This is a genomic window from Vescimonas fastidiosa (genome assembly GCF_018326305.1).
Classification (GTDB): Bacteria; Bacillota; Clostridia; order Oscillospirales; family Oscillospiraceae; genus Vescimonas; species Vescimonas fastidiosa.
The window spans coordinates 763,865-783,918 of the sequence record NZ_AP023416.1 but is presented as its reverse complement, the minus strand read 5'-3'; the positions used below and the strand labels follow the sequence as shown (position 1 = coordinate 783,918).

Annotated in this window: 15 protein-coding genes; 4 read left to right on the top strand and 11 right to left on the bottom strand. The window is 61.2% G+C overall.

Going from position 1 to position 20,054, the window contains the following annotated elements; all coding sequences use genetic code 11:
- Positions 1-26: 26 nt before the first annotated feature.
- The 3 genes from KI236_RS11080 to KI236_RS11070 all read right to left on the bottom strand — a co-directional run bounded on the left by KI236_RS11080 (position 27) and on the right by KI236_RS11070 (position 3,252).
- Positions 27-1,223, bottom strand: coding sequence for a collagen-like protein (locus tag KI236_RS11080; protein ID WP_212821872.1), 1,197 nt, complete (start codon positions 1,221-1,223; stop codon positions 27-29).
- An 86-nt stretch (positions 1,224-1,309) separates the two neighbouring features.
- Positions 1,310-1,894, bottom strand: a complete 585-nt coding sequence (locus KI236_RS11075) for a TetR/AcrR family transcriptional regulator (protein WP_212821871.1) — start codon at positions 1,892-1,894, stop codon at positions 1,310-1,312.
- Positions 1,895-2,127: 233 nt separating this feature from the next.
- Positions 2,128-3,252 (bottom strand): aminotransferase, encoded by a 1,125-nt coding sequence (locus KI236_RS11070; protein WP_212821869.1) that lies wholly within the window; start codon positions 3,250-3,252, stop codon positions 2,128-2,130.
- 419 nt (positions 3,253-3,671) lie between these two features.
- Here KI236_RS11070 and KI236_RS11065 point away from each other — a divergent pair, with 419 nt between their 5' ends.
- The 4 genes from KI236_RS11065 to KI236_RS11050 all read left to right on the top strand — a co-directional run bounded on the left by KI236_RS11065 (position 3,672) and on the right by KI236_RS11050 (position 10,745).
- Positions 3,672-5,840 (top strand): Tex family protein, encoded by a 2,169-nt coding sequence (locus KI236_RS11065; RefSeq protein WP_212821867.1) that lies wholly within the window; start codon positions 3,672-3,674, stop codon positions 5,838-5,840.
- Between the two features lie 120 nt (positions 5,841-5,960).
- Positions 5,961-7,481, top strand: a complete 1,521-nt coding sequence (locus KI236_RS11060; protein WP_212821865.1) for an ASKHA domain-containing protein — start codon at positions 5,961-5,963, stop codon at positions 7,479-7,481.
- Positions 7,482-7,714: 233 nt separating this feature from the next.
- The gene (locus KI236_RS11055) at positions 7,715-8,563 is read left to right on the top strand and encodes a substrate-binding periplasmic protein (RefSeq protein WP_212821863.1); all 849 of its coding nucleotides are present in this window, start codon (positions 7,715-7,717) and stop codon (positions 8,561-8,563) included.
- A complete protein-coding gene (locus KI236_RS11050) occupies positions 8,550-10,745 on the top strand; it encodes an ATP-binding protein (RefSeq protein WP_212821862.1) in 2,196 nt (731 codons plus the stop codon). Before KI236_RS11055 ends, KI236_RS11050 begins: the two co-directional genes overlap by 14 nt.
- Positions 10,746-11,365: 620 nt before the next feature.
- On the opposite strand, the gene KI236_RS11045 is transcribed toward KI236_RS11050, so the two are convergent.
- The 8 genes from KI236_RS11045 to KI236_RS11010 all read right to left on the bottom strand — a co-directional run bounded on the left by KI236_RS11045 (position 11,366) and on the right by KI236_RS11010 (position 20,020).
- A complete protein-coding gene (locus KI236_RS11045) occupies positions 11,366-12,463 on the bottom strand; it encodes a peptidoglycan-binding domain-containing protein (RefSeq protein WP_212821856.1) in 1,098 nt (365 codons plus the stop codon).
- 14 nt (positions 12,464-12,477) lie between these two features.
- Positions 12,478-14,316, bottom strand: a complete 1,839-nt coding sequence (locus KI236_RS11040) for a DUF859 family phage minor structural protein (protein WP_212821855.1) — start codon at positions 14,314-14,316, stop codon at positions 12,478-12,480.
- A gap of 4 nt (positions 14,317-14,320) precedes the next feature.
- Positions 14,321-15,070, bottom strand: coding sequence for a hypothetical protein (locus KI236_RS11035; RefSeq protein ID WP_212821854.1), 750 nt, complete (start codon positions 15,068-15,070; stop codon positions 14,321-14,323).
- Positions 15,067-16,785 carry a hypothetical protein gene (locus KI236_RS11030; RefSeq protein WP_212821853.1) on the bottom strand — a complete coding sequence of 573 codons (1,719 nt, stop codon included), beginning with the start codon at positions 16,783-16,785 and terminating at the stop codon, positions 15,067-15,069. Before KI236_RS11030 ends, KI236_RS11035 begins: the two co-directional genes overlap by 4 nt.
- Before the next feature lie 13 nt (positions 16,786-16,798).
- Positions 16,799-17,170, bottom strand: coding sequence for a hypothetical protein (locus tag KI236_RS11025; protein WP_212821852.1), 372 nt, complete (start codon positions 17,168-17,170; stop codon positions 16,799-16,801).
- Positions 17,171-17,183: 13 nt separating this feature from the next.
- The gene (locus KI236_RS11020) at positions 17,184-17,387 is read right to left on the bottom strand and encodes a hypothetical protein (protein ID WP_212821851.1); all 204 of its coding nucleotides are present in this window, start codon (positions 17,385-17,387) and stop codon (positions 17,184-17,186) included.
- Between the two features lie 194 nt (positions 17,388-17,581).
- Positions 17,582-18,799 carry a N4-gp56 family major capsid protein gene (locus tag KI236_RS11015; RefSeq protein WP_212821849.1) on the bottom strand — a complete coding sequence of 406 codons (1,218 nt, stop codon included), beginning with the start codon at positions 18,797-18,799 and terminating at the stop codon, positions 17,582-17,584.
- Positions 18,800-19,432: 633 nt separating this feature from the next.
- Positions 19,433-20,020, bottom strand: a complete 588-nt coding sequence (locus KI236_RS11010; RefSeq protein ID WP_212821848.1) for a hypothetical protein — start codon at positions 20,018-20,020, stop codon at positions 19,433-19,435.
- Between the last annotated feature and the right edge of the window lie 34 nt (positions 20,021-20,054).

Here is a 20,054-nt window from a genome sequence, read left to right as displayed (position 1 = left end):
TTACCTCCGTTTTCGTATATGTCGGCTCAGTCAAGAGCGGTGATGGTGATCGTGCCTCTGAACGAAAGAAGATAGGTAGCATACTCGGCCTGCTCAAGTGCAAGCCGCAGGACAATATCGCCGCCTTTGGCATCGTATACCCGGTTGAAGCTCAGGGTATGCTGCTCTCTTCTCGTCTCGTTCAGCTTTTTGCCTTTGTCCACCTTTATGCTCGTAAGATCCCTGCACAGCTGGTTATCATAGCCGTCCGTCATCCGAACAGAATAGAAGCCTTTGTCATCATTTGACATGGCATAGACCGCCCCGTTTACGCTCACCTGATAATGATGTCCACGTGACAGTCGAACGGTATCCCCGTCACAGGAGACAAGCCCGCCGCTGCTCATTTTTCCCTGAAAATAGAGCGCCGCCGTTTCATCTTGAAGATTGACCGATTGTACCACCCCAACGCCGTAAAAATACCCCGGGCAGCTGCCGTTCTGACCGGCATCGCCCTTGTCACCTTTGTCTCCCTTATCGCCTTTGTCGCCCTTGTCGCCCTTGTCGCCGGTGTCACCTTTGTCTCCTTTATCTCCCTTGTCACCCTTCTCGCCGTCAATGCCGTCTGTGCCGTCAAGACCTTTCAAAACCGATAGGTCGTACAGGTTCAGCCATATTTCGTCGCCGGTATACCGCCACTGCAGGGTGTTTTCGTTCACGCGGAACTCCGGCGTTTTTCCGTTTGCTCCGTCCTTACCGTTCTGTCCGGCGGGGCCTGTGATGTCGGCAATCGCCACAAGGTTCCGCCACTCGTCGCCCTCATAGCGCCACTGGATGTGGGTTGCGGCTCGCTGCACCTCTATGTTTTTGGCGTTCATACCGTCCTTGCCGTCAATGCCGTCTTTGCCGTCGGCACCGTCTTTTCCGTCAACTCCGTTAATACCGTCTTTGCCGTTCGTACCGTTTATTCCGTTCTTACCGTCGGTGCCATTCTCGCCGCCTGCTCCGTCCTTGCCGGCTTCCCCGGCAGCCCCCCGCAGCTCGGCAAGGGTCACCAGGTCGTGCCAGTCGGCTTCATCGCTGTATTTCCACTGGATCGCCGTGCCATTATTGCGCACCTCCGGCAGTGCGGCGTTGGTTTTTGCCGCCCTGTTCCATCCGGTGGCAAGTACGATGCAAAGCGTCAAAAGAGCCCCGCAAAGTACCAAAAACACACCTGTGAGTAGCTTTTTCCCTGTTTTCATCTTCTTCCCTCCGTTCGAAATCGGTTGTTATTACGGCAGAGTGTTCCACCGCTGCCCACGCCGCGAATGGCCGGCGGCAGACCGGCTTATGCTTGGTTTTCTTTGTATTTATCTACAAACAGGGCGACTCCCTGCTTTAAGACCTCCATCTGGGTTTTCAGGTAATATTCGTCCTCGAACATGGCATAGTGAACGCTGGCCCGGACGAATATGAAAATCAGCGGCGTGATAATCGTATAGGGAATACCTATTTTCGGCTCCAGCCTCTTGGCATACTCGGTATAGCGCTCGTTGACGCCCTCAAAAAACTTCTTGCCGTGCTCGATATACTTCGGGTGCGTATAGATCTGATACATCAGGCGATATTTTTTGCCGTGCTTTTTAGCCGTCCAGTAAGGCACCTCCTTCACAAATCGGACAACATCCTTGGGGTCGGTGGGGGCCATCTCCATAAAGTCGTCCTCAACCTTTTCCATGCAGTATGCCGTTGACTCAATAATCAGCTCGTCAAGATTTTTGAAATACGAATACAGATTTGCCTTCGTGCAGCCGCAGGCATCGGCCAGGGCTTTAATCCCCGTGCCCGTGAGCCCGTTTTCCGCGTAGCACTCGAAGCACTTTTCCATGATTTCCTGTTTTCTTTGATTGTGTTGCTGTTCTGTGGTTTTCATGTTGCTTGCGTCCTCCTAAAACGACCGTTCGTTTAGCATTAGTATAACATAGAATCTCCCCCGCCGCAAGAGCATCCTGCAAAAAATGAAAAACCCGGGTCTCATTTCTGAGATCCGGGAAAAATTCGGTTTTTGTTCTGCCTCCCTGGCAGGGAGCATAGCAAGGGCAGCCGCCGCCTTAAAATTATTCTTCTCCCTTTCACGCCGTCCTTCGGCGTTTACACAGAGTCCGCTCAGGCCAAGGTGTCTGCAAAGGCGGCCAGAGCCGCCAGCCCGTCCCGGAGCGTCTGCTTGTCGCAGGCGTAGCCGATACGGACGCTATGGGGCTGCCGGAAGCAGTCACCGGGTGTGACAAAGGCGCCGGTCCGGTGGTACATCTCCTTGCAGAACTCATAGGACGGCATATCAAAATCATAATAGACCAGTACCGTGGTGCCCGCCTTGGGCTTGGTGTAGTAGAAATGCTTGTGGGAGGCCACCCACATATCCAGGATTGACAGATTCTCCCGAACAATGGTCTGATTCCGCTTCAGCATCCTGTCGCTGTGTGCCAGAGCGATGGACGCCACCGCATCATCGAACATACCGCAGCTGATGAGGTTGTAATCCCGATGGGACAGAAAGGCCTCCCGTGCCGTCTCGTCACGGGTGGCGATCCAGCCCATGCGAAGCCCCGCCAGAGAGAATACCTTGGACATACTGCTGACAGATATACCCTTTTCGTACAGATCGGCGATGGAGGGGCACCAGTCATCGGTCTGGGTCAGGTGGCGGTATACCTCGTCGCAGAGGATATAGGCATCCACGCTGCGGGCAATATCCACGATCTGCTGTAATTGCGTCTCGCTCATCAGCGCGCCGGTGGGGTTATTGGGGTTGTTGATGCAGATCATTTTCGTCTCCGGCGTCACCAGCGCCTTCAACTCCTCCAAATCGGGCAGGTAGTCGTTTTCCTGCTTGAGGTGCATGATGGCCACCTCCGCGCCAATGGCCTCGGGGATAGAGTAGAGCTGCTGGTAGGTAGGCATGATGCTGACCACCCGGTCGCCTGCAGAGATCAGGGAGCAGAATACATGGTGGTTCGCTCCCGCCGCACCGTGGGTAGGTACCACCTGCCGAGGCTGCACGGTCTTGTACAGCTTGCAGATGCCACTGCGCAGAGCGTCACTGCCTACGATGTCGCCATAGGTCAAGCGCTTGGCGCAGAAGTCCGTTAGAAACTGTGCCTTATCCTCACCTGTCAGGGCAAACAGCTCATCCAGCGACACGGAGTCCACACAGGTTTCCGCGATATTGAAGCGGGCACCCACTTCATGTTCATTCATCCATTCTTCCACAGCAAAAGGTTCGATGTTCATGGTCTTTTCTCCTTTTCTTTTAAAAAAGTAAAGACATCCATGACCAAATCTTATCCAGCAAATGCCGGAATACCTACGATTCGGTCACGAATGCCTTTGACCCCTCAGCCGGTGCCAAGGGAAGCAGTGCAATATTCAGCTTGTCTTGCATTATAGCATAGAGTATGTATAGCCGTACTTGCCATTCTATCCTTGTTATACCACGCTTCTGCCCATTTTGCAAGAGGGAACGAAAGAAATTCGCACATTCGCAGATGCTGACCCTGCCGCCTAGAGCTTTTCGGCCTCAGGCCTCCAGAAAGCGGCGGTGCCTGCCTTCTTTTTTCCCTGCCGGGTGTGTGGCGGGGCTATTGCGCGAAAGGGATTTGGGCTGTATAATTGGGAGGACGATTTTTGTAAAACGAGAGGTAAAAACGGTAATGAATATCATTAACGCGCTTGCACAAGAACTGAACGCAAACGAAAAATATGTGGAAAATGTGGTGCAGCTTTTGGATGAGGGAAACACCATCCCCTTTATCGCCCGCTACCGCAAGGAGCTCCACGGCGCCATGGACGACACCACTCTTCGCACCTTGGAGGAGCGGCTGCAGTATCTGCGCAATCTGGACGAGCGCCGGGAATCGGTGAAAAAATCCATCGCCGAGCAGGGAAAGCTCACCGACGAGCTGGCCGCCGCCATCGACAGTGCTAAGACCCTGGCGGAGGTGGAGGACCTCTACCGTCCCTATAAGCAAAAGCGCCGTACCCGGGCCACCGCAGCCCGGGAAAAGGGCCTGGAGCCCCTGGCCGCTCTGCTTTTTGCCCAGGAGCGAAGCTGCCCCCGGCCGGAGGATGCCGCCCGGGACTTCCTTTCTCCGGAAAAGGGCGTGGACACCGTGGCCGATGCCCTCCAGGGCGCTTCGGACATCATTGCCGAGCAGATTTCCGATGACGCCGTGATCCGCAAGGCTCTGCGAGACCTGCTGGGTCGGCAGGGTCAGCTTGTGAGCTGTGCGGCAGCGGAGGAGGACAGCGTGTACCGTCTGTACTACGATTTTACCCAATCTCTCTCCAAGCTCCAGGGGCACCAAATTTTGGCCATCAACCGGGGTGAGAAGGAGAATATGCTGAAGGTCTCCGTCACCCTGGACCGTGACCGGGCGCTGCCCCTGCTGCGTCGGGCGGTGGTGAAGCCCGGCTCCCCTGCTATGGAATTCATAAAGGCCGCCGCCGAGGACGCTTATGACCGCCTGCTCTTCCCCTCCTTAGAGCGGGAAGAGCGCTCTCGGCTGACGGAGCAGGCCACCGAGGGGGCCATCGGCCAGTTCGCCCTGAACCTGAAGCCGCTGCTGATGCAGCCGCCTGTAAAGGGCAAGGTCACCATGGGCCTGGACCCGGGCTACCGCATGGGCTGCAAGGTAGCCGTGGTGGACGAAACCGGTAAGGTGCTGGACACCACCGTGGTCTACCCCACCTACGGAGCCCGGCAGGAGCAGGAGGCCATCGCCACCCTGGCGAAGCTCATCGCCAAGGACGGAGTGGAAAACATCGCCATCGGCAACGGAACGGCCAGCCGGGAAACGGAGCAAATGGCCGTGAAGCTCATCCATCAGGTCAACGAGGCCGGAGCCCATGTCAGCTACATGATCGTATCCGAGGCCGGGGCCTCCGTGTATTCCGCCAGCAAGCTGGCGGCCGAGGAGTTCCCCCAGTTCGATGTAAATCTGCGCTCGGCCGTATCCATTGCCCGGCGGCTGCAGGACCCCCTGGCCGAGCTGGTAAAAATCGATCCCAAGGCCATCGGTGTGGGCCAGTATCAGCATGATATGCCCGCCAAGCAGCTGGACGAGGCCCTGGGCGGCGTAGTGGAGGGCTGTGTCAACGCCGTAGGCGTGGATATAAACACCGCCTCCCCCTCTCTGCTCCAGCGGGTGGCCGGGCTTAATGGCACCACGGCGAAAAATGTGGTGGCCTACCGGGAGGAAAACGGTCCCTTTACCTCCCGGGCCCAGATCAAGAAGGTACCCAAGCTGGGGCCCAAGGCCTTCCAGCAGTGCGCCGGCTTTTTGCGGGTGCCGGAGAGCAAGAGCGTGCTGGATAACACCGCCGTACACCCGGAGAGCTATGACGCAGCCAAGGCACTGCTGGAACTGATGGGCTACACCCTGGCAGATGTCCGGGCGGAAAAGCTGGCGGATCTGCCCCAGCGGCTGAAGGCCTACGGAGAGGCAAAGGCCGCCGAGGCGGTGGGGGTGGGCATCCCCACCCTGCAGGACATCACCTCCGAGCTTCTGAAGCCCGGCCGGGATGTCCGGGAGGAGCTTCCCCAGCCCATTTTGCGCACCGATGTCATGGAGATGAAGGACTTAACGCCCGGCATGGTCCTCAGCGGCACGGTCCGCAATGTCATTGACTTCGGCGCTTTTGTGGACATCGGCGTTCACCAGGACGGGCTGGTGCATATCTCGCAAATCTCCAATAAATTTATCAAGCACCCCTCGGAGGTGCTGTCGGTAGGCGATGTGGTAAAGGTAGTCGTATTGGATGTGGATGAGAAGAAAAAGCGTATCGGCCTGAGCATCAAGCAGGCAGCAGGCCGGAAATGAGCCTGCGCCCCGGCTCTGTCAGCGCCGTCTGCGTTTACCTCCGCAATACAGGCCGCCGGATGCGCACAGGCCGCCGGAAGTCCTTGTTTTTGACCGCTTATCTTACTTAGGAGGTGGCGTATGCCCCAAATCACGATCCATGACGCAGCGGGAGCGGTGTCGGTACGGAAGGTGCCCCTGGGCACGCTGCTGCTCCACGCCCTGGGCGGCGGGGTAGAGGCCCCCTGCGGCGGCCATGGCCGCTGCGGCAAGTGCCGGGTGACGGTTCAGGGGGCGCTGTCCTCTCCCGACCCCCGGGAGACATCCCTGCTGGGGGCGGCTCTCAGACGCGGCGTTCGCCTGGCCTGCCTTACCACGGTGGAGGGCGACTGCACCGTGACCCTGGGCGCAGACCGGGCCGTTCGGGTCATCCGCAGCGACGGCACTATGCCCGCCTTTGCCCCGGAGCCCATTTTCGAAAAGTACGGCGCGGCGGTGGACATCGGCACCACCACCCTGGCCGCCCGGCTCTATGACCGCGCCGGGGTCCTTCTGGCCCAGGCGGCGGCCCCCAACCCCCAGCGCATCTACGGTGCCGATGTCATCACACGCACCGAAAAGTCTCTGGCAGGAGAGCGAGAGGCCCTGGCCCGGTGTATCCGGGAAGGGATAGATTCCCTGCTGCGTAAGATGTCAGCTCAAGCCGGAATCCCCCCCGAAGCGGTGGACACCGTGGTTCTCACCGGCAACACCGCCATGCTGTATCTGCTCACCGCCCGGGATGTAGACTGTCTCTCCCACGCCCCTTTTCTTGCCGATGAGCTTTTCGGCCGGTACGCAGAGCCGGAGGAGCTAAGGCTCTCCGCAGCGCCCAAAGCCCGGCTGTACCTGCCCCGGTGTATTTCGGCCTTTGTGGGGGCAGACATCACCTCCGCTCTGGTAGCCAGCCAGATCTGCACCCGCGACGAAAGTGCCCTCCTGGCAGACATCGGCACCAACGGCGAGCTGGCCCTGTGGCATAAGGGCCGTCTGTTGTGCTGCTCCACCGCCGCCGGGCCCGTCTTTGAGGGTGCCACCATCTCCCGGGGGATGCAGGCCAGCCCCGGCGCCATCCACCGGGTGACCTATGAAAACGGCAAAATTTCCTGCCGCACCATAGAAAGCGCCCCCGCCGCAGGCATCTGCGGCAGCGGCCTCATCGATGCGGCGGCGGTTTTCCTCCGGGCGGGGATCATCGACGAAACCGGCGCCTTCACCGACGAGGAGGACGCCTATCCCCTGACGCCGGAGGTGTCCCTGACCCAGAAGGACATCCGTATGCTGCAGCTGGCCAAGAGCGCTATCTGCGCCGGGATGCTCACCCTGCTGGAGGCCGGGGACCTGGGCGCCGAAGGCCCCGCCCGTCTCGTCATCGCCGGGGGCTTCGGCAGCTTCCTGGACCTCCACAGCGCCGCCTGTATTGGTCTCTACCCCCCTGCTCTGGAGATCCGCGCCCGGACCATCGGCAATGCCGCCCTGGCAGGCGCGTCCATGATGCTCCTGCGGGGCAAGTACCGGCAGCAAGCCGCCGCCCTGGCCGAGCTGGCCGAAACGGTGGATTTGAGCGCAAGCCCTGTGTTCAGGGAAAACTATGTGGAGTGCATGGGATTTGAAACGCCATAAAAGATAAGCTCTATGCCCGGCTCGGCAGTACGGGCATAGAGCTCAAAACCGCTGAAAAACGAGTCCTTCGACATCCTCACAAGCCCACCGCCCCAGACCCGGTGGGCTTTCGCTGTATTTTTGTCCTTGCTTTTGTATTTCCGGTGCAGTAAAATGCCCATAAGAGGCTTTTTGCCTTTTCCCCCGGTCCCATCCTGCGGCCGCCGGGCGAATTTTCAGCCAGGAGGTCATCTATGGATTTGACATCTTTCAAGCGCGCGGCCGCCGGCCGCATTGTGGCCGGTCTATGTGCCGTGTGCCTGCTGTCCGGCCTGCTCAGCGGCTGTGCAGGCCCGGCGGACTCTGACTCCCCCAAGACGGATGCACTCCCTGTCATCACCGTGGGCAGCGACGACTATCCCCCCTTTAACTATCAGGACACCAGTGGCCAGCCCACCGGCATTGATGTAGACCTGGCCACAGAGGCCTTCCGCCGCATGGGTTACCGGGCCCAGTTCGCCACCATCGACTGGGAGGAGAAGAAGGATTTAGTGGAGAGCGGCGCCATCGACTGTATCTGGGGCAGCTTTTCCATCAATGGCCGGGAGGATCAGTACCTCTGGACCCAACCCTATATGTATAGCCGTCAGGTCGTCGCCGTGCGCAAGGACAGTGACATTTATTCTCTCAGTGACCTGGCAGGTAAGCGCATCGCTGTGCAGTCCACCTCCAAGCCCGAGGAGCTGTTTCTCAACCACACCGATCCCCACATTCCGGCCCCGGACGAGGTTTTCTCTCTGCAAAACCGCGAGCTGCTGTACCCCTATCTCAGCAAAGGCTATGCCGATGCCATTGCCGCCCACGAGACCTCCATTTTGCAGTGCATGGACGACTACGGCCTGGAGCTTCGCATCCTGGATGAGCCTCTTTTGGCCGTGGGCCTGGGCGTGGCCTTTGCCCGCACGGATGACCGGGGCCTGGCCCAGGAGCTCTCCCGCACCTTTTCGCAGATGCGCAGCGACGGCACCATGCAGCATATTTTAGGCAAGTATTTAAAGGATCCTCAGAAGTATATGGAGGCAAGCAGCTATGCAAACGATTGAGCCTACTAAGACCCATTCCAAACGCCGGGTCCTCCTGTGGCTGCTGGCCGGCGTGGTGATGCTGTCCGCCGTGTTTGCTGTAACCGTTCAGGCAGACCTTTCCCACACCCGGCAGAGCCTCTCCTCCGCTACCGACTATGTCTGGAGCCAGTGCGCCCGCTACGACCGCATTGAGCTGGCCACCCAGACCAAGAGCCTCATGCGCGTTATCCAGAGCTGCAAGCAGTCGGCCTATGACCTGGGCACAGAGAGCGATCCTCCCTCCTCTGCCCTGCAAAGCTGCGTTGAGACGAACTATCTCTCCGGCATCCTCCTGCTGGATGCCTCCGGCCGGGTGCTGTCGCAGTACCATGAAAGCGGCCAAATACCCGATGGCGTTGGCGAAGCCCTCGCCTCCTCGGCCCTACTGGACACCGCCGCCCACCCGGAAAAGCGCTATGCCATCCGTCTGGACTGCGCCGACGGCGGCAAGCTGGACCTGGCCGCCACAGCCCGCCCGGAGGGCGCCGGCATTGTGGTGGTCTATTACCAGACCCCCGCCGTGCATATTAACTCCTTCAATCTCTCCATTGCCTCCCTTCTCTCCGGCTATAGGACCGAGAATAACAGCACCGTCGTGGTGGTCCACGGCAAAACCATCATCGCCAGCAACGATGAGTCTCTCATCGGCTCCGAAACGGACGCCGTACCCATTTTACAGCAGCTCAGTCAGCAGTCCGGTAATAGGAGTCCCATGGAGACGGATACCGACCTGCAGCGCATAAAGCAGGATGGCTCCTCCTGGTACTTCGGGCTCGTGCGCCCGGGTCGCAATTTTTATATTTACAATTTTGCATCGCAGCACAATGTGTTTTACTATATGCCCCGTGCCATGATTTTTACTCTGGTGCTTTACCTCATTGTTGTCGGCGCCATCAACGGTCTCCGCCTGTGGGCCATCCAGCGCTACCGGGAAAAGCAGCTGGCCTCCCAGCAGGAGTACGCCCGGCAGCTTCAGGAGAAAAACCGTCAGCTTAGCGCCGCCGTGGAGCAGGCCGACCGGGCCAACGCCGCCAAAACCAGCTTCCTCTCCCGCATGAGCCACGACATCCGCACCCCTCTCAACGGCATCATCGGTCTTTTGGAAATTAACGCCGCCCATCCAGACGATGCGGCGCTGGTAAGCGCCAACCGCAGCAAAATGCGCACCGCCGCAGGCCATCTGCTCTCCCTTATCAATGATGTTCTGCAAATGAGCAAGCTGGAGAGCGGTCAGGTGATCCTCTCCCACGAGCCCCTGTCCCTAAGCCAGCTCGCCGCCGATGTGCTGGCCATCGTGAGCCAGCGGGCCAGCGACAGCGGCATCACCATGGAGTATACCTCCTCCCCCGATTCCCTGCCCGCAGACCGGGTCTACGGCAGCCCCGTCCACCTGCGTCAGATTTTCCTGAATATTTACAGCAACTGCATTAAGTATAATAAGCCCGGCGGCAAGATCTGCTCCCAGGTGGAATGTCTGTCCTCAGACAGCGATACCGTCACCTACCGCTGGACTATCTCCGACACCGGCATTGGCATGAGCCCGGACTTCCTCTCCCGCATTTTTGACCCCTTCACCCAGGAGCACTCCGATGCCCGCAGCATTTACCAGGGCGCAGGCCTGGGTATGCCCATCGTGAAGAGCCTGATAGAGAAGATGCACGGCACCATTGAGATACACAGTCAGGAGGGTGTCGGTACCACCTTCCTTATTACCCTCCCCTTCCAGCCGGCCCCGGACTCCGATCCCCGGTCCCCGGTCGCCCCGGCCCCCGGCATCCGGGGCTATAAACTGCTCCTGGCCGAGGATAACGAGCTCAATGCCGATATTGCCCGGACTCTTTTGGAGGATGCCGGAGCCTCCGTCACCGTCGTTGCCGATGGAAAGCAGGCCCTGGAACGGTTCCGCCAAGACCCCCCGGGGACCTATGACGCTCTGCTCATGGACATGATGATGCCCGTGATGGACGGTCTTTCCGCCACCCGTGCCATCCGCGCTCTGGACAGGCCGGATGCGAAAACCATCCCCATCATCGCCACCACCGCCAATGCCTTCACCGACGATGCCGAAAAGTGCCTCCGCGCCGGCATGAATGCCCACCTCCCCAAGCCCCTGCAAATGCAGTCCGTCATAGAAACCCTCGTCCGCTGCTGCGGCTCCTGAAAAGCATCCCGCCGCCCGATAACCATAGCATTTCCTGTAATGTGTCATTGCGAAGCCAGTGCGCACACTGGCTGTGGGGAGCGAACTGAGCGCTGCCGGTGGCAGAGGAAGCGAAGTGAGCGAGTGGCCGCGGTCAAAATTTCCAGCGTCCGCCGTAAGGCAGCGTGGAAATTTTGGGCACCGCAACAGGAACATCCGTGCCCCCCGTCCCCAAGGCCCCCTTGCCTAAAGGGGGCTGGCACGGCGAAGCCGTGACTGGAGGATTCCTCTTCGCACCGTGCCTCTTGTAACGCTTTCGTAGGGGCGACCCTTGCGGTCGCCCACCTATTGCACCTCTTGTTTCGCTTCCGTAGGGGCGGACGCCTCTGTCCGCCCGCCGACAACGCACCGCACCCCTTGTAACCCCTCCGTAGGGGCCGATGCCCACATCGGCCCGCCGTACCGCACTCCTTGTAATGTGTCATTGCGAAGCCAGTGCGCACACTGGCTGTGGCAATCCGTACCCCCCGTCCCCAAGGCCCCCTTGCCTAAAGGGCGGCAATTTTCATCCGCCCCATCTTTCCGCCAAAAAACGCACCCGCCCCATGGGCAGGTGCGTTTTCTATTTTATCCCGACCCCCTCACAGGTCGATCTGTGCCCCGTTGTCGGCAAAGAGCTTTCTCACCCTCTGCTTCTGGGCCGGTGTCATGCGGTCCCTGTACTGCTGTGCCAGCGCCGCCGCCCGGGCTGTCTCGCCGCCCTTAAAATAGTTGCTCATCGCCCTGTGCAGGCTCTGGGCCGCAGCCGAGCTGAGACTGGCCTTCTTCTCCTCCGCAGCCGCCGCCCCGGTGTTGGCCCGGACACCGCCGGAGGCCTTCTGCTCGGCGTTTGCCATGCTGGTGTAGTGCTGCAGGCGCAGCTTGTAGTCGTTGTACTCCGCCTGCCGCAGCGTTTCCGCCTCCTTGCCCGCCCGGTCGTAGTCCGCCTGCCAAGCCTCCTGCTCCTGCAGGTAGCGCTTGTAGTCCGCCTGCTCCCGCTGGCTCAGCCAGTCGTATTGGTCCGTCAGTCTCTGCCGGGATGCCTCATATTGCTGCCGGGCGCTCTGCTCCAGCTCCGGCATCAGCTCCGCCAGCTCCTGCATATAGCGCCCGTAGGCCTGCTGTGACGCTGTCTGGGCATAGCTGGAGGCGTAGCCCCCGGTGAGTCCCGAGGCCGTACCCAGGGTGTCCTCCATCGTCTCTCGTCCCCGCCGGGCGTAGAGATGGGCATAGTTCAAATACTGTGCGTCCTGCCCGGCATCATAGGAAAAATCCTTGCCTCCGCTGATCTGCTCATACAGCCGTGCCAGCTCCTCCTCAAAGGACGACCGGTATTCCCCCGGCCGTACCGATTCCAGACTGTTTTGCACCTCCCGGGCCGCCTCCACAGCCTCCGAGGGCTTGAATCCCTCCTCCAGTCGGTGCAGCTTGTCGTAGGTCTCGTCCGACACCCCCGTCAGCACATCCTTCCCCGTGGTAGGACGGCTGGGCACAGTGGTCCTGTTCAGGCTCCCCCAGGTCTCATCCCCCACCACGCCGTCCACGGCCAGGTTGTTCTTGCGCTGGTAGTCCAGCACCGCGTTATAGGTGCTGCTGCCGAATACGCCGTCCTCATCCAGGCTGTAGCCGTTCCGGTTCAGCTTCTGCTGCAGATCCAGCACCGAACTGCCTGTGTTCCCTCTCCAAAGCTTTGTTGCCATAGTCGCCCTCTCTTTCATTTCCACCTTGCGTTCACATGGTAATAGTAGGCCCGAGGGCCCGTCCCCGGGGTCCCATCCGGATTTCTGTCATATACGGATACGCTGCCGTCTTCGTACAGCCCGCCGCAGGTAATAATATTAGGCCGCGCCGCCCGGTTATCATCCGTGCCGTACCAGCTCGTCACCGTCACGGTAGAATTTTCGGCATTGACAACAGCAAGCGGCGCCGCCGGGCTTCTGTGCCATCCATCCTCCAGGGTGAAGCCCTGCTCCTTCCCCCAGTATTCCAAAATACCGCCGGCCCATTTCCGGTAAGTCCATATGCCGCTTACGCCCTGCTCTACGATGTAGTCCGCCGCCAGGTCTCCCAGCAGCTCCGCTTTCGTCCGGTAGCGTACCACGCCTCCCGGGTCCAGCACGGCGATCTTCTCCGCCGCCGCATTCAGATCCGTGGCCCCGGTCAGCTTCAGATGCCAGTCCTCCGCCAGCTCCAGCAGGCCCTCCGTCTCCGCCGCCTTGCCGAAGGCCGCGCCCTTGCCGCCCTCCTTCAGGTGGAAGGCCACCTTCTCCGTGGGGATGTTCTCCTCATAGCGGGCGCTGTTTCCCAGGCTGTCCGTCAGCACCAGCAGGGCTATATAGCTGCGGTCTGCGGAAATTTCCACATCCCCCGTCACCAGGCCCACGGCCCCCACCGTCAGGGTCTCCCCCGCGCCGTAGCCGCCGCCCACGCTCTTCCAGTAGCCCTTCAGCGTCACGCTGTTTAGGCCCCCCAATTCAGAGTACCGGGCCCGGGCCACCCCGGCAATGTGCGCCCCGCCGTCTGCCGCCACGCCCTCTCCGTCCGAGCGAAACAGGTCCGCCCCCACCAGGGCAGGCGGGGCGTACTCCAGCAGTGAAATGCTGAAATCCTCCCAGGCCGTCAGCCCCCGGCTGTCCGTCACCGTGCAGCGCACCGTGGCGCCGGTGGTGGAAATAGTCTCCGTCCGGCAAGGATTCCCCGCCGTGGTCTTTCCCAGGTAGGTAATGGAAAACTTACTGACCCCGGCCCCCTGCCGGCAGGTGACCTTACTGCCGTCAAAGGTAGCCTTGGCCTTGGAATACCCCTGCACCCAGGCGGCCATATTCTCCGCCGCCGTGCCGCTGTTGTCATAGCTCACCGCCGCCCAGCCGCTCAAAACCGTCGGCTTCATGCTCCCGGGCACCGAGGCCGTAAAGGTCACCGATTTCGTCCCGATGCAGGTGCTGCCGCTGTAGGTCTCGCAGGTCAGCGTGCCCTTGCCGCTGGCCGCATTGGGAATCTGGGCCGCCAGGCTCTCCGGCACAAGCCAGTCATAGCCCGTGGCCACCCCTGTGGCAATGGTCTCCGCCGCCCCGCCGAACACATAGCGCAGGGTATGCGTAAAGCCACCGGACGCTCTGGGCAGGCTAATGTGCGCCGTCTCCCCCATGGTCACGCCGCCGATACCGGGCGTGGTAGCCCGGGGGATGGTGGGCAGGGCGAAGCTTCGGCTGGAGGCGTTGTAGTCCCCGTTACCGTACAGCCACCCGGAGAAGGCCCCCACCACCAGGGTCTTGCTGCCGTCCCCGTCATGCTCCACCTCCAGGGTGCCGGAGCCGAAGGTGCGGTCCTTGTAGTCCGTAATATCGGAATAGGTGCCTCCGGCATAAACCTCCACGCCGCCTATCGTCACCGCCGACATTCGTATGGCATTGGTGTAGTACTGCTCCCCGGGGCTCAGGCCGCAGGACCAGGCGATGGTGGACTTGTTCGACGCCGTGTCCTGCTCCTGCACCTCCCATTTCACCCAGAAATAGGACTTGTATTTCACATCCGTCTTGATGGTCTCGCCCATGCTCTCACCCTCCGATCCACTTGAATTTCACGCCCCCGGTGAAGCTCACATCCCACCCGCCTGCGCCGGTGATGCGATTTGTGGCGATCTGGGCCACCGTCAGCTTACCGTTGGAGAAGTAGGCCGCCTCCTGGCCGCCGATGTAAAACGACAGCTTCTCCGTAGTCCACACGGACATATTGCTCCGCTTGTCGATAACATCAAAGACCCCCTGCTCCGTCTCCACCCCGGTCTGGGTGGTGCGGATGTCCTGGCCGATGGCAATGCCGATGATGGGCGTCACCCCGTCATAGTCCACGATGCCCTGGCGGATATACCCCTGCACATCGGTCTTGTAGGCGGAAAAGTCCGCGTCCACCTTGTTCACATCCGCCTGGATGTCCGCTGCAAACTTAAAATACCGGGTGATCTTGGTGGGGTCCTCCTCAATTTCCTGGCTGGTCTTTTCCAGATAGGTCCCGAAGTCCGACACCGCCACATATTCCCCCCGCAGCTCCGACTTCATCTGCTCTATCTGCCGGGACACCGTCTCCGCCGTTTTCACGATCAGGCTCTTCAGCCCCACCGCCGTGGCGGCTTTCTCCTCCCGGCCGCCCATCTTCTGCGTCGGCTGCTGCCGGGCGATCTGTCCCACCTCCAGCTGCTCCAGCGCCCGGTTCAGGGCCTGGGCCAGCTGAAAAAGATAGGTATTCTGCTGGCGTATCTGCTGCTGCAAAGTGCCCGTAGGCGCTCCCGGCATAGCCATTACGCTCACAGGCCGTCACTTCCCTTCTCATATAGGGCCGTCAGGGCATACAGGGTACACTGTCCGCTGCCTGTCAGCCGCAGCCGCAGCCTGCGGCACTGGCGGGGCCGAATGGCAATAGCCTGCTCCCGGATGCCGCCGCTGCCCACGATCTGCCCCTGGCGTATCCAGGTCTCTCCCTGGTCATAGCTGACCCAGGCCGTCACCGCCTGTCCCTTTTCCGGTCGCAGATAGAGAAATAGCTGCGTCAGTCTCTTGCGCTCCGGGGACTGCATTCCCATCTCCCCGGTCTCCACCTGCCAGGAAAAAGTTTCCTCTGCCTGGCCGCTCTGTCCGTGAAGGCTCCAGAGCTTCCCGTCTGCCCCCAGCGCATAAAGCTCCGTGCCCTTGCCCGCAAAGTCCACCGCCCGCAGCGCATCCTCTCGGTGCCAGAGCTGCCGGGCGCTGTCATACACCAGCAGCGACGGTTTTTCCTCCCGGTCCAAAGCGGAAAGGTAGTATTTCTCCTGCCAGCACCCGGCCACACCGCCGTGATAGCGCTCTGCCCCCAGGGCCTGGGAAACGCACACAGGCAGGCTCCCGTCAAAGGCCTGTACCCCGTCGCCGGAGAGGTAGTAAAGCACGCCGCCCACCACCTGCAGGCTCCTTGCGCTGCCCTTTTGCACGCCGCTGCACTCCGTGGTCACGATCTGATGAGCCCCGCTGCCGGAGGCATACACCCGCTCCATGCACCGCTCCTTAAAGAAAATAGGGTTTCCCAGGTAGCTCACCGCCCCGGTGAACACGCCGTCGGACCCTCGGGCAGCGGCGTAGCTGTCCGTAGCCAGCCCCGCAAAGCACCGCCAGTTCTTGCAGTCGCCCAGCTTGCTGGCGTATATTTCATTCACAGGCTTCCCGTCCACCATGCCGTACTTGCAGCCCCAGAGTCGGTTGCCGCTCTGGACCACATAGTCCATCTCCGGCACAAATCGCCGCAGCTTCATGGCCGTCTCCGTCACAGCGCCCCCCGCCACCGTACCGGGAAAGGCCACCCAGTCCGTGTCCGCCGCCTGCAGGACCGTCTCGCCGTTGAGCCGGGCCACGCTGCAGCCGGATACCTCCACGCCGTCCCCGGCGGCAAAGCCCGTGCCGATGCCCGTAGCCTGCACCTTCACGCATACGCCCTCCAGGGCTGTCCACACCTCTCGGCTGTACTGCCGCAGCACCGGCTCCGTCCCGGACAGATCCAGCCACAGCGCCCCCTCCCGAGGCTCCTCCGGCGCCCCGGCCGACTCCGTAACGCCGCTGTACGCCGTCCCCGTCTCGTCACACAGGGCCAGCCCGCTGCCCGCCGGGGCCGTTCTCTCGCACTCCAGGCTGCCGCAGTCCGTCACATCCTGGGTGTTCACATACACCTTGTCGGGAAACACCACCACATACGCCCCCATGGACACCAGGCTCTTCTCTCCGTCCGTAAGCTCCGGCCCCACCTCCAGCCCGTTCATGTAAAGGTGTTTCCCGTCCACCCACAGCAGCGCGTCCTTGGCCAGGAGCCCGTTGGGCTTTTTCAGGGTTTCTACCAAGCCCCGGCCGGGCCGTGTCCGCAGGGCGGGGTAGCCCTCCGAGCAGAGGTTTTCCATCTCCCGAAACCCCGGCGTCGCCGCGCTCTCCCGTCGATCCAGTCCCGGCAGCTTCGTCTCCGTCACCCGCTGCAGCCTCGTGCCCTTCAGCATCGGAAAAAACATCCTGCTCCTCCTTTCAGCACAGCCGCAGGTGTCGGGCCTCCCGGCCCATGCCGCCCCGGCGCAGCCGCTCTGCCTGCATGGTCGCCACCCCCTGGTTCCACAGGCTCATGGCGTTGCTGCACCGGGCCATGTCGCCGTTGGCATAGTGTATCTGCCCCTGCACATACAGGCTGTAAAGCTCCTCATACGGTGTCTCCGCCTTCAAAACGGTGTCCTCACGCAGCTCCGGGAAAACGGTCGGTGCCTCCCCTGTCGGCTGCCAAACCTCCCGTATAAGGCCGGCCTCCGCCTGGGCGAGCCACCGCAGCTTCTCCTCCCGGGTGTAGGCATTGGGCAGCAGACCGTCCACCTGCGCCAACACCTGTCCCGCCGTCAATGCACCCATAGTCTCCTCCTTCTCAGTTGGCCACCGCATCCACATAGCGCCGGGCGGCCTCGGCCATCATGCGGCTGTTCTCCAGCACCTCCGCAACGCATTCCGGCACCTCCACCTCAACGCCCTTCATAATTTTGTAGCTGCGCCCGTTCACCGACACGATCACAAAATTTTCCTCGTTCTTCCTGCCCCTGGGCAGAAAGACCTTCTTCATATCTTCTTTCATAAAAATCCCCTTTCATCACATTTCCACCCCACCACTCCCCTTGTGCCCCACCCGTAGGGGCCGATGCCTACATCGGCCCGCCCTACCGCACTTCTTGCAACCCTCCGTAGGGGCGGACGACCCTGTCCGCCCGCCGTGCCAACTCTCATCCCTCCGTAGGGCGGGGTGCCCTCACCCCGCCCCCCGCAAGTCACTCAGTTGGCCTTATCCTCACCGGAGTAAGAAGAGCCGCACTCCACGCGCACCATGTACTCGTCGTACAGGATGGCCGCAGCATGAATGCCCTTCCAGCCCACGCTGGAGCGCTGGTCCAGGGGGTCGGCGGTGCCGGAGGAGCCCCGCGGCTTCACAATGACCTCCGTTCCCTCGCTGAGATCCACCACGCCGTAAGCGCCCTTACCTACGAACAGGCAGCCGTATACAGCGCAGCCCTCTGCGCCGCCCTCACCGGGATAGATCACGGCGTTATCCGCGGCGGTAATGGCCTCCGCCAGGGTCATAGCGCTGCCGGTGTTGCTGAGCACCTTATAGCGCTTGCCGCCGATCAGCACATAGCGGCCTGCCAGGCTGCCGGAGTCCACCGTGCCGCCGTCAAAGCCCACGGTGGCGCTATTCGTCACCGCGCCGTTCACCGCCAGATTGCGGCTGTTTTTGGCCAGGTCAGCGCCGCAGAAAATTTTTGCCTCCGTGGTCTCCACAAAGCGCACCCCGTGCAGCTCGCCGATTTCGCCGGAAAACAGCTCCGTAGCGGCGGCATACTGGTGGGCGGCGATCCACGCCTCGTCCTGACGCAGGTCAAAGGCCACGGAGGGGTGAATGATGCACACATACTTGCCGTCAAAGGTAGGCGCGTTCATCTTCTTCAGCTGGGTAGCGGCCTTGGCCACCAGCTCGCTGGTCATCTTGCAGGCCGGGGTCAGGGCCACACGGCTGGTCACCGCAGTCTGCTGGCCGCCCTCACCCAGTACAGGGGCATAGATGACCTGGTTGCCCTGCTGAATTTCGTTGCGGGTCACGGTGTCCAGGGTCAGGCCCATGTTGTTGCCGTGGCGGTCGGTGATCTCCAGCACCACATCGTCAATGGCCGTCAGGTCCAGCATATCGGACACCGTGGTGTAGTCGCCGTACTGGGCCAGCTCCTTGGTGATGTAGCTGACCGAGATTCCGCTGCCGTCGGGGGTCACGCCCTCGGTCAGCGGCGTCAGTGCCTTGTCAAAGGCACCGAACTTGCGCCACTCCACCGTCTTGCCGCCGCCCACAGGCAGAGGCTTGGTGGCGGCAAACTGATTGTGCACCAGCTGGGGCTTGGCATTCTCCAGCAGCTCCATGCCGTAATAGGTTTTCATCTCGGCGGACAGACCGCCGGTAGTCTGGGTATTTGCATCTGCAAACATCTGATAATTCAACTCCATACACATCTTTCCTTTCTAAAAATCAAAATAATAAGCTCTCTGCTCTCCGTAGGGGACGATGACCCTGTTGCGGTGCCCAAAATTTCTACGCTGCCTTACGGCGGACGCTGGAAATTTTGACCGCGGCCACTCGCTCACCTCGCTTCCTCTGCCACTGGCAGCGCTCAGCTCGCTCCCCACATCGTCCCGCCTCCACGCACTCCATGTTACGCTTCCGCAGGGGCGACCCTCGCAGTCTCCCGCCCCACCGCGCTCCTTGCAACGCTTCCGTAGGGGCGACCCTTGCGGTCGCCCGCCCATTGCACTCCTTGCAAAAACCGTGTCATTGCGAAGCCAGTGCGCACACTGGCTGTGGCAATCCGTACCCCCGTCCCATTCGTAGGGGGCGGCGTCCCCGACGCCCCGCTCCACAAGGTTTCTTGTTACCCTCCGTAGGGGCGGACGCCTCTGTCCGCCCGCCGGCCTTGTACCGCACTCCATGCAAAAACCTGTCATTGCGAAGCCAGTACGCACACCGGCTGTGGCAATCCGTACCATCCGTCCCCTTGGCCCCCCTTGCCTAAAGGGGGCTGGCACGGCAAGGCCGTGACTGGGGGATTCCTCCCCCGTCCTAAAACCTCCTGCGCGCATCCGTCAAAATCGAATCTTTTCCCCGTCCAGCACACGCCTGCGAATGTCCGCCAGGTCCTCACTGGTAAGCCCCCTGGGGTCACTGGCCGTCACGGCAATGCTCCGCCCGCCGTTCTCCGCCACCCGGCCCATGCCGCTGGCCAGACTTCCGGCCACCTGTCTGCGGGTGCGTCCGGCGGCATAGCGCATAGCCTTTTCCATCAGCTCCCGGCCATGCACTGTCTCGTAGGCCGTCCGAGGCTCCACTCCGGCCAGGATCAGTCTGCCGAAATCCTCCCGGCGCATCTCCTCCTGCCAGCAAAAGTCCGGATACACCTTTTGCAGCTCTCCCTCCTGCCTGCGCAGTCGTTCGATCCGCCCCGCCGCCTCGGCACGGCGCTCCCGGTCGGTTTTCTCCTGCTGCTCCTTCAGATGCTGATTCTCCTGCCGCATCCCCCGCAGCCGACCGTCCAGAATTTTCCGCACCCTGGCGTCAAAGGCCTCCTTGTACCGGCCCCGGATCAAAGCCTCGAAGTCCTCCTGCTCCCCGGCGTCGGGAGCCGTATCGCCCGCTTGGTCACAAACCTGTGTCCCCTTCTCTTCCATATCCATGGCTTTCTCCTTTCCCGTGGTAGGCCACGACCCG

Coding starts and splice junctions, on each gene's coding strand:
- KI236_RS11015 (WP_212821849.1), bottom strand. CDS start 18,799: ATGGAGTTGAATTATCAGATGTTTGCAGATGCAAATACCCAGACTACC.
- KI236_RS11055 (WP_212821863.1), top strand. CDS start 7,715: ATGGATTTGACATCTTTCAAGCGCGCGGCCGCCGGCCGCATTGTGGCC.
- KI236_RS11070 (WP_212821869.1), bottom strand. CDS start 3,252: ATGAACATCGAACCTTTTGCTGTGGAAGAATGGATGAATGAACATGAA.
- KI236_RS11045 (WP_212821856.1), bottom strand. CDS start 12,463: ATGGCAACAAAGCTTTGGAGAGGGAACACAGGCAGTTCGGTGCTGGAT.
- KI236_RS11025 (WP_212821852.1), bottom strand. CDS start 17,170: ATGGGTGCATTGACGGCGGGACAGGTGTTGGCGCAGGTGGACGGTCTG.
- KI236_RS11075 (WP_212821871.1), bottom strand. CDS start 1,894: ATGAAAACCACAGAACAGCAACACAATCAAAGAAAACAGGAAATCATG.
- KI236_RS11030 (WP_212821853.1), bottom strand. CDS start 16,785: ATGTTTTTTCCGATGCTGAAGGGCACGAGGCTGCAGCGGGTGACGGAG.
- KI236_RS11060 (WP_212821865.1), top strand. CDS start 5,961: ATGCCCCAAATCACGATCCATGACGCAGCGGGAGCGGTGTCGGTACGG.
- KI236_RS11020 (WP_212821851.1), bottom strand. CDS start 17,387: ATGAAAGAAGATATGAAGAAGGTCTTTCTGCCCAGGGGCAGGAAGAAC.
- KI236_RS11065 (WP_212821867.1), top strand. CDS start 3,672: ATGAATATCATTAACGCGCTTGCACAAGAACTGAACGCAAACGAAAAA.
- KI236_RS11050 (WP_212821862.1), top strand. CDS start 8,550: ATGCAAACGATTGAGCCTACTAAGACCCATTCCAAACGCCGGGTCCTC.
- KI236_RS11010 (WP_212821848.1), bottom strand. CDS start 20,020: ATGGATATGGAAGAGAAGGGGACACAGGTTTGTGACCAAGCGGGCGAT.
- KI236_RS11040 (WP_212821855.1), bottom strand. CDS start 14,316: ATGGGCGAGACCATCAAGACGGATGTGAAATACAAGTCCTATTTCTGG.
- KI236_RS11080 (WP_212821872.1), bottom strand. CDS start 1,223: ATGAAAACAGGGAAAAAGCTACTCACAGGTGTGTTTTTGGTACTTTGC.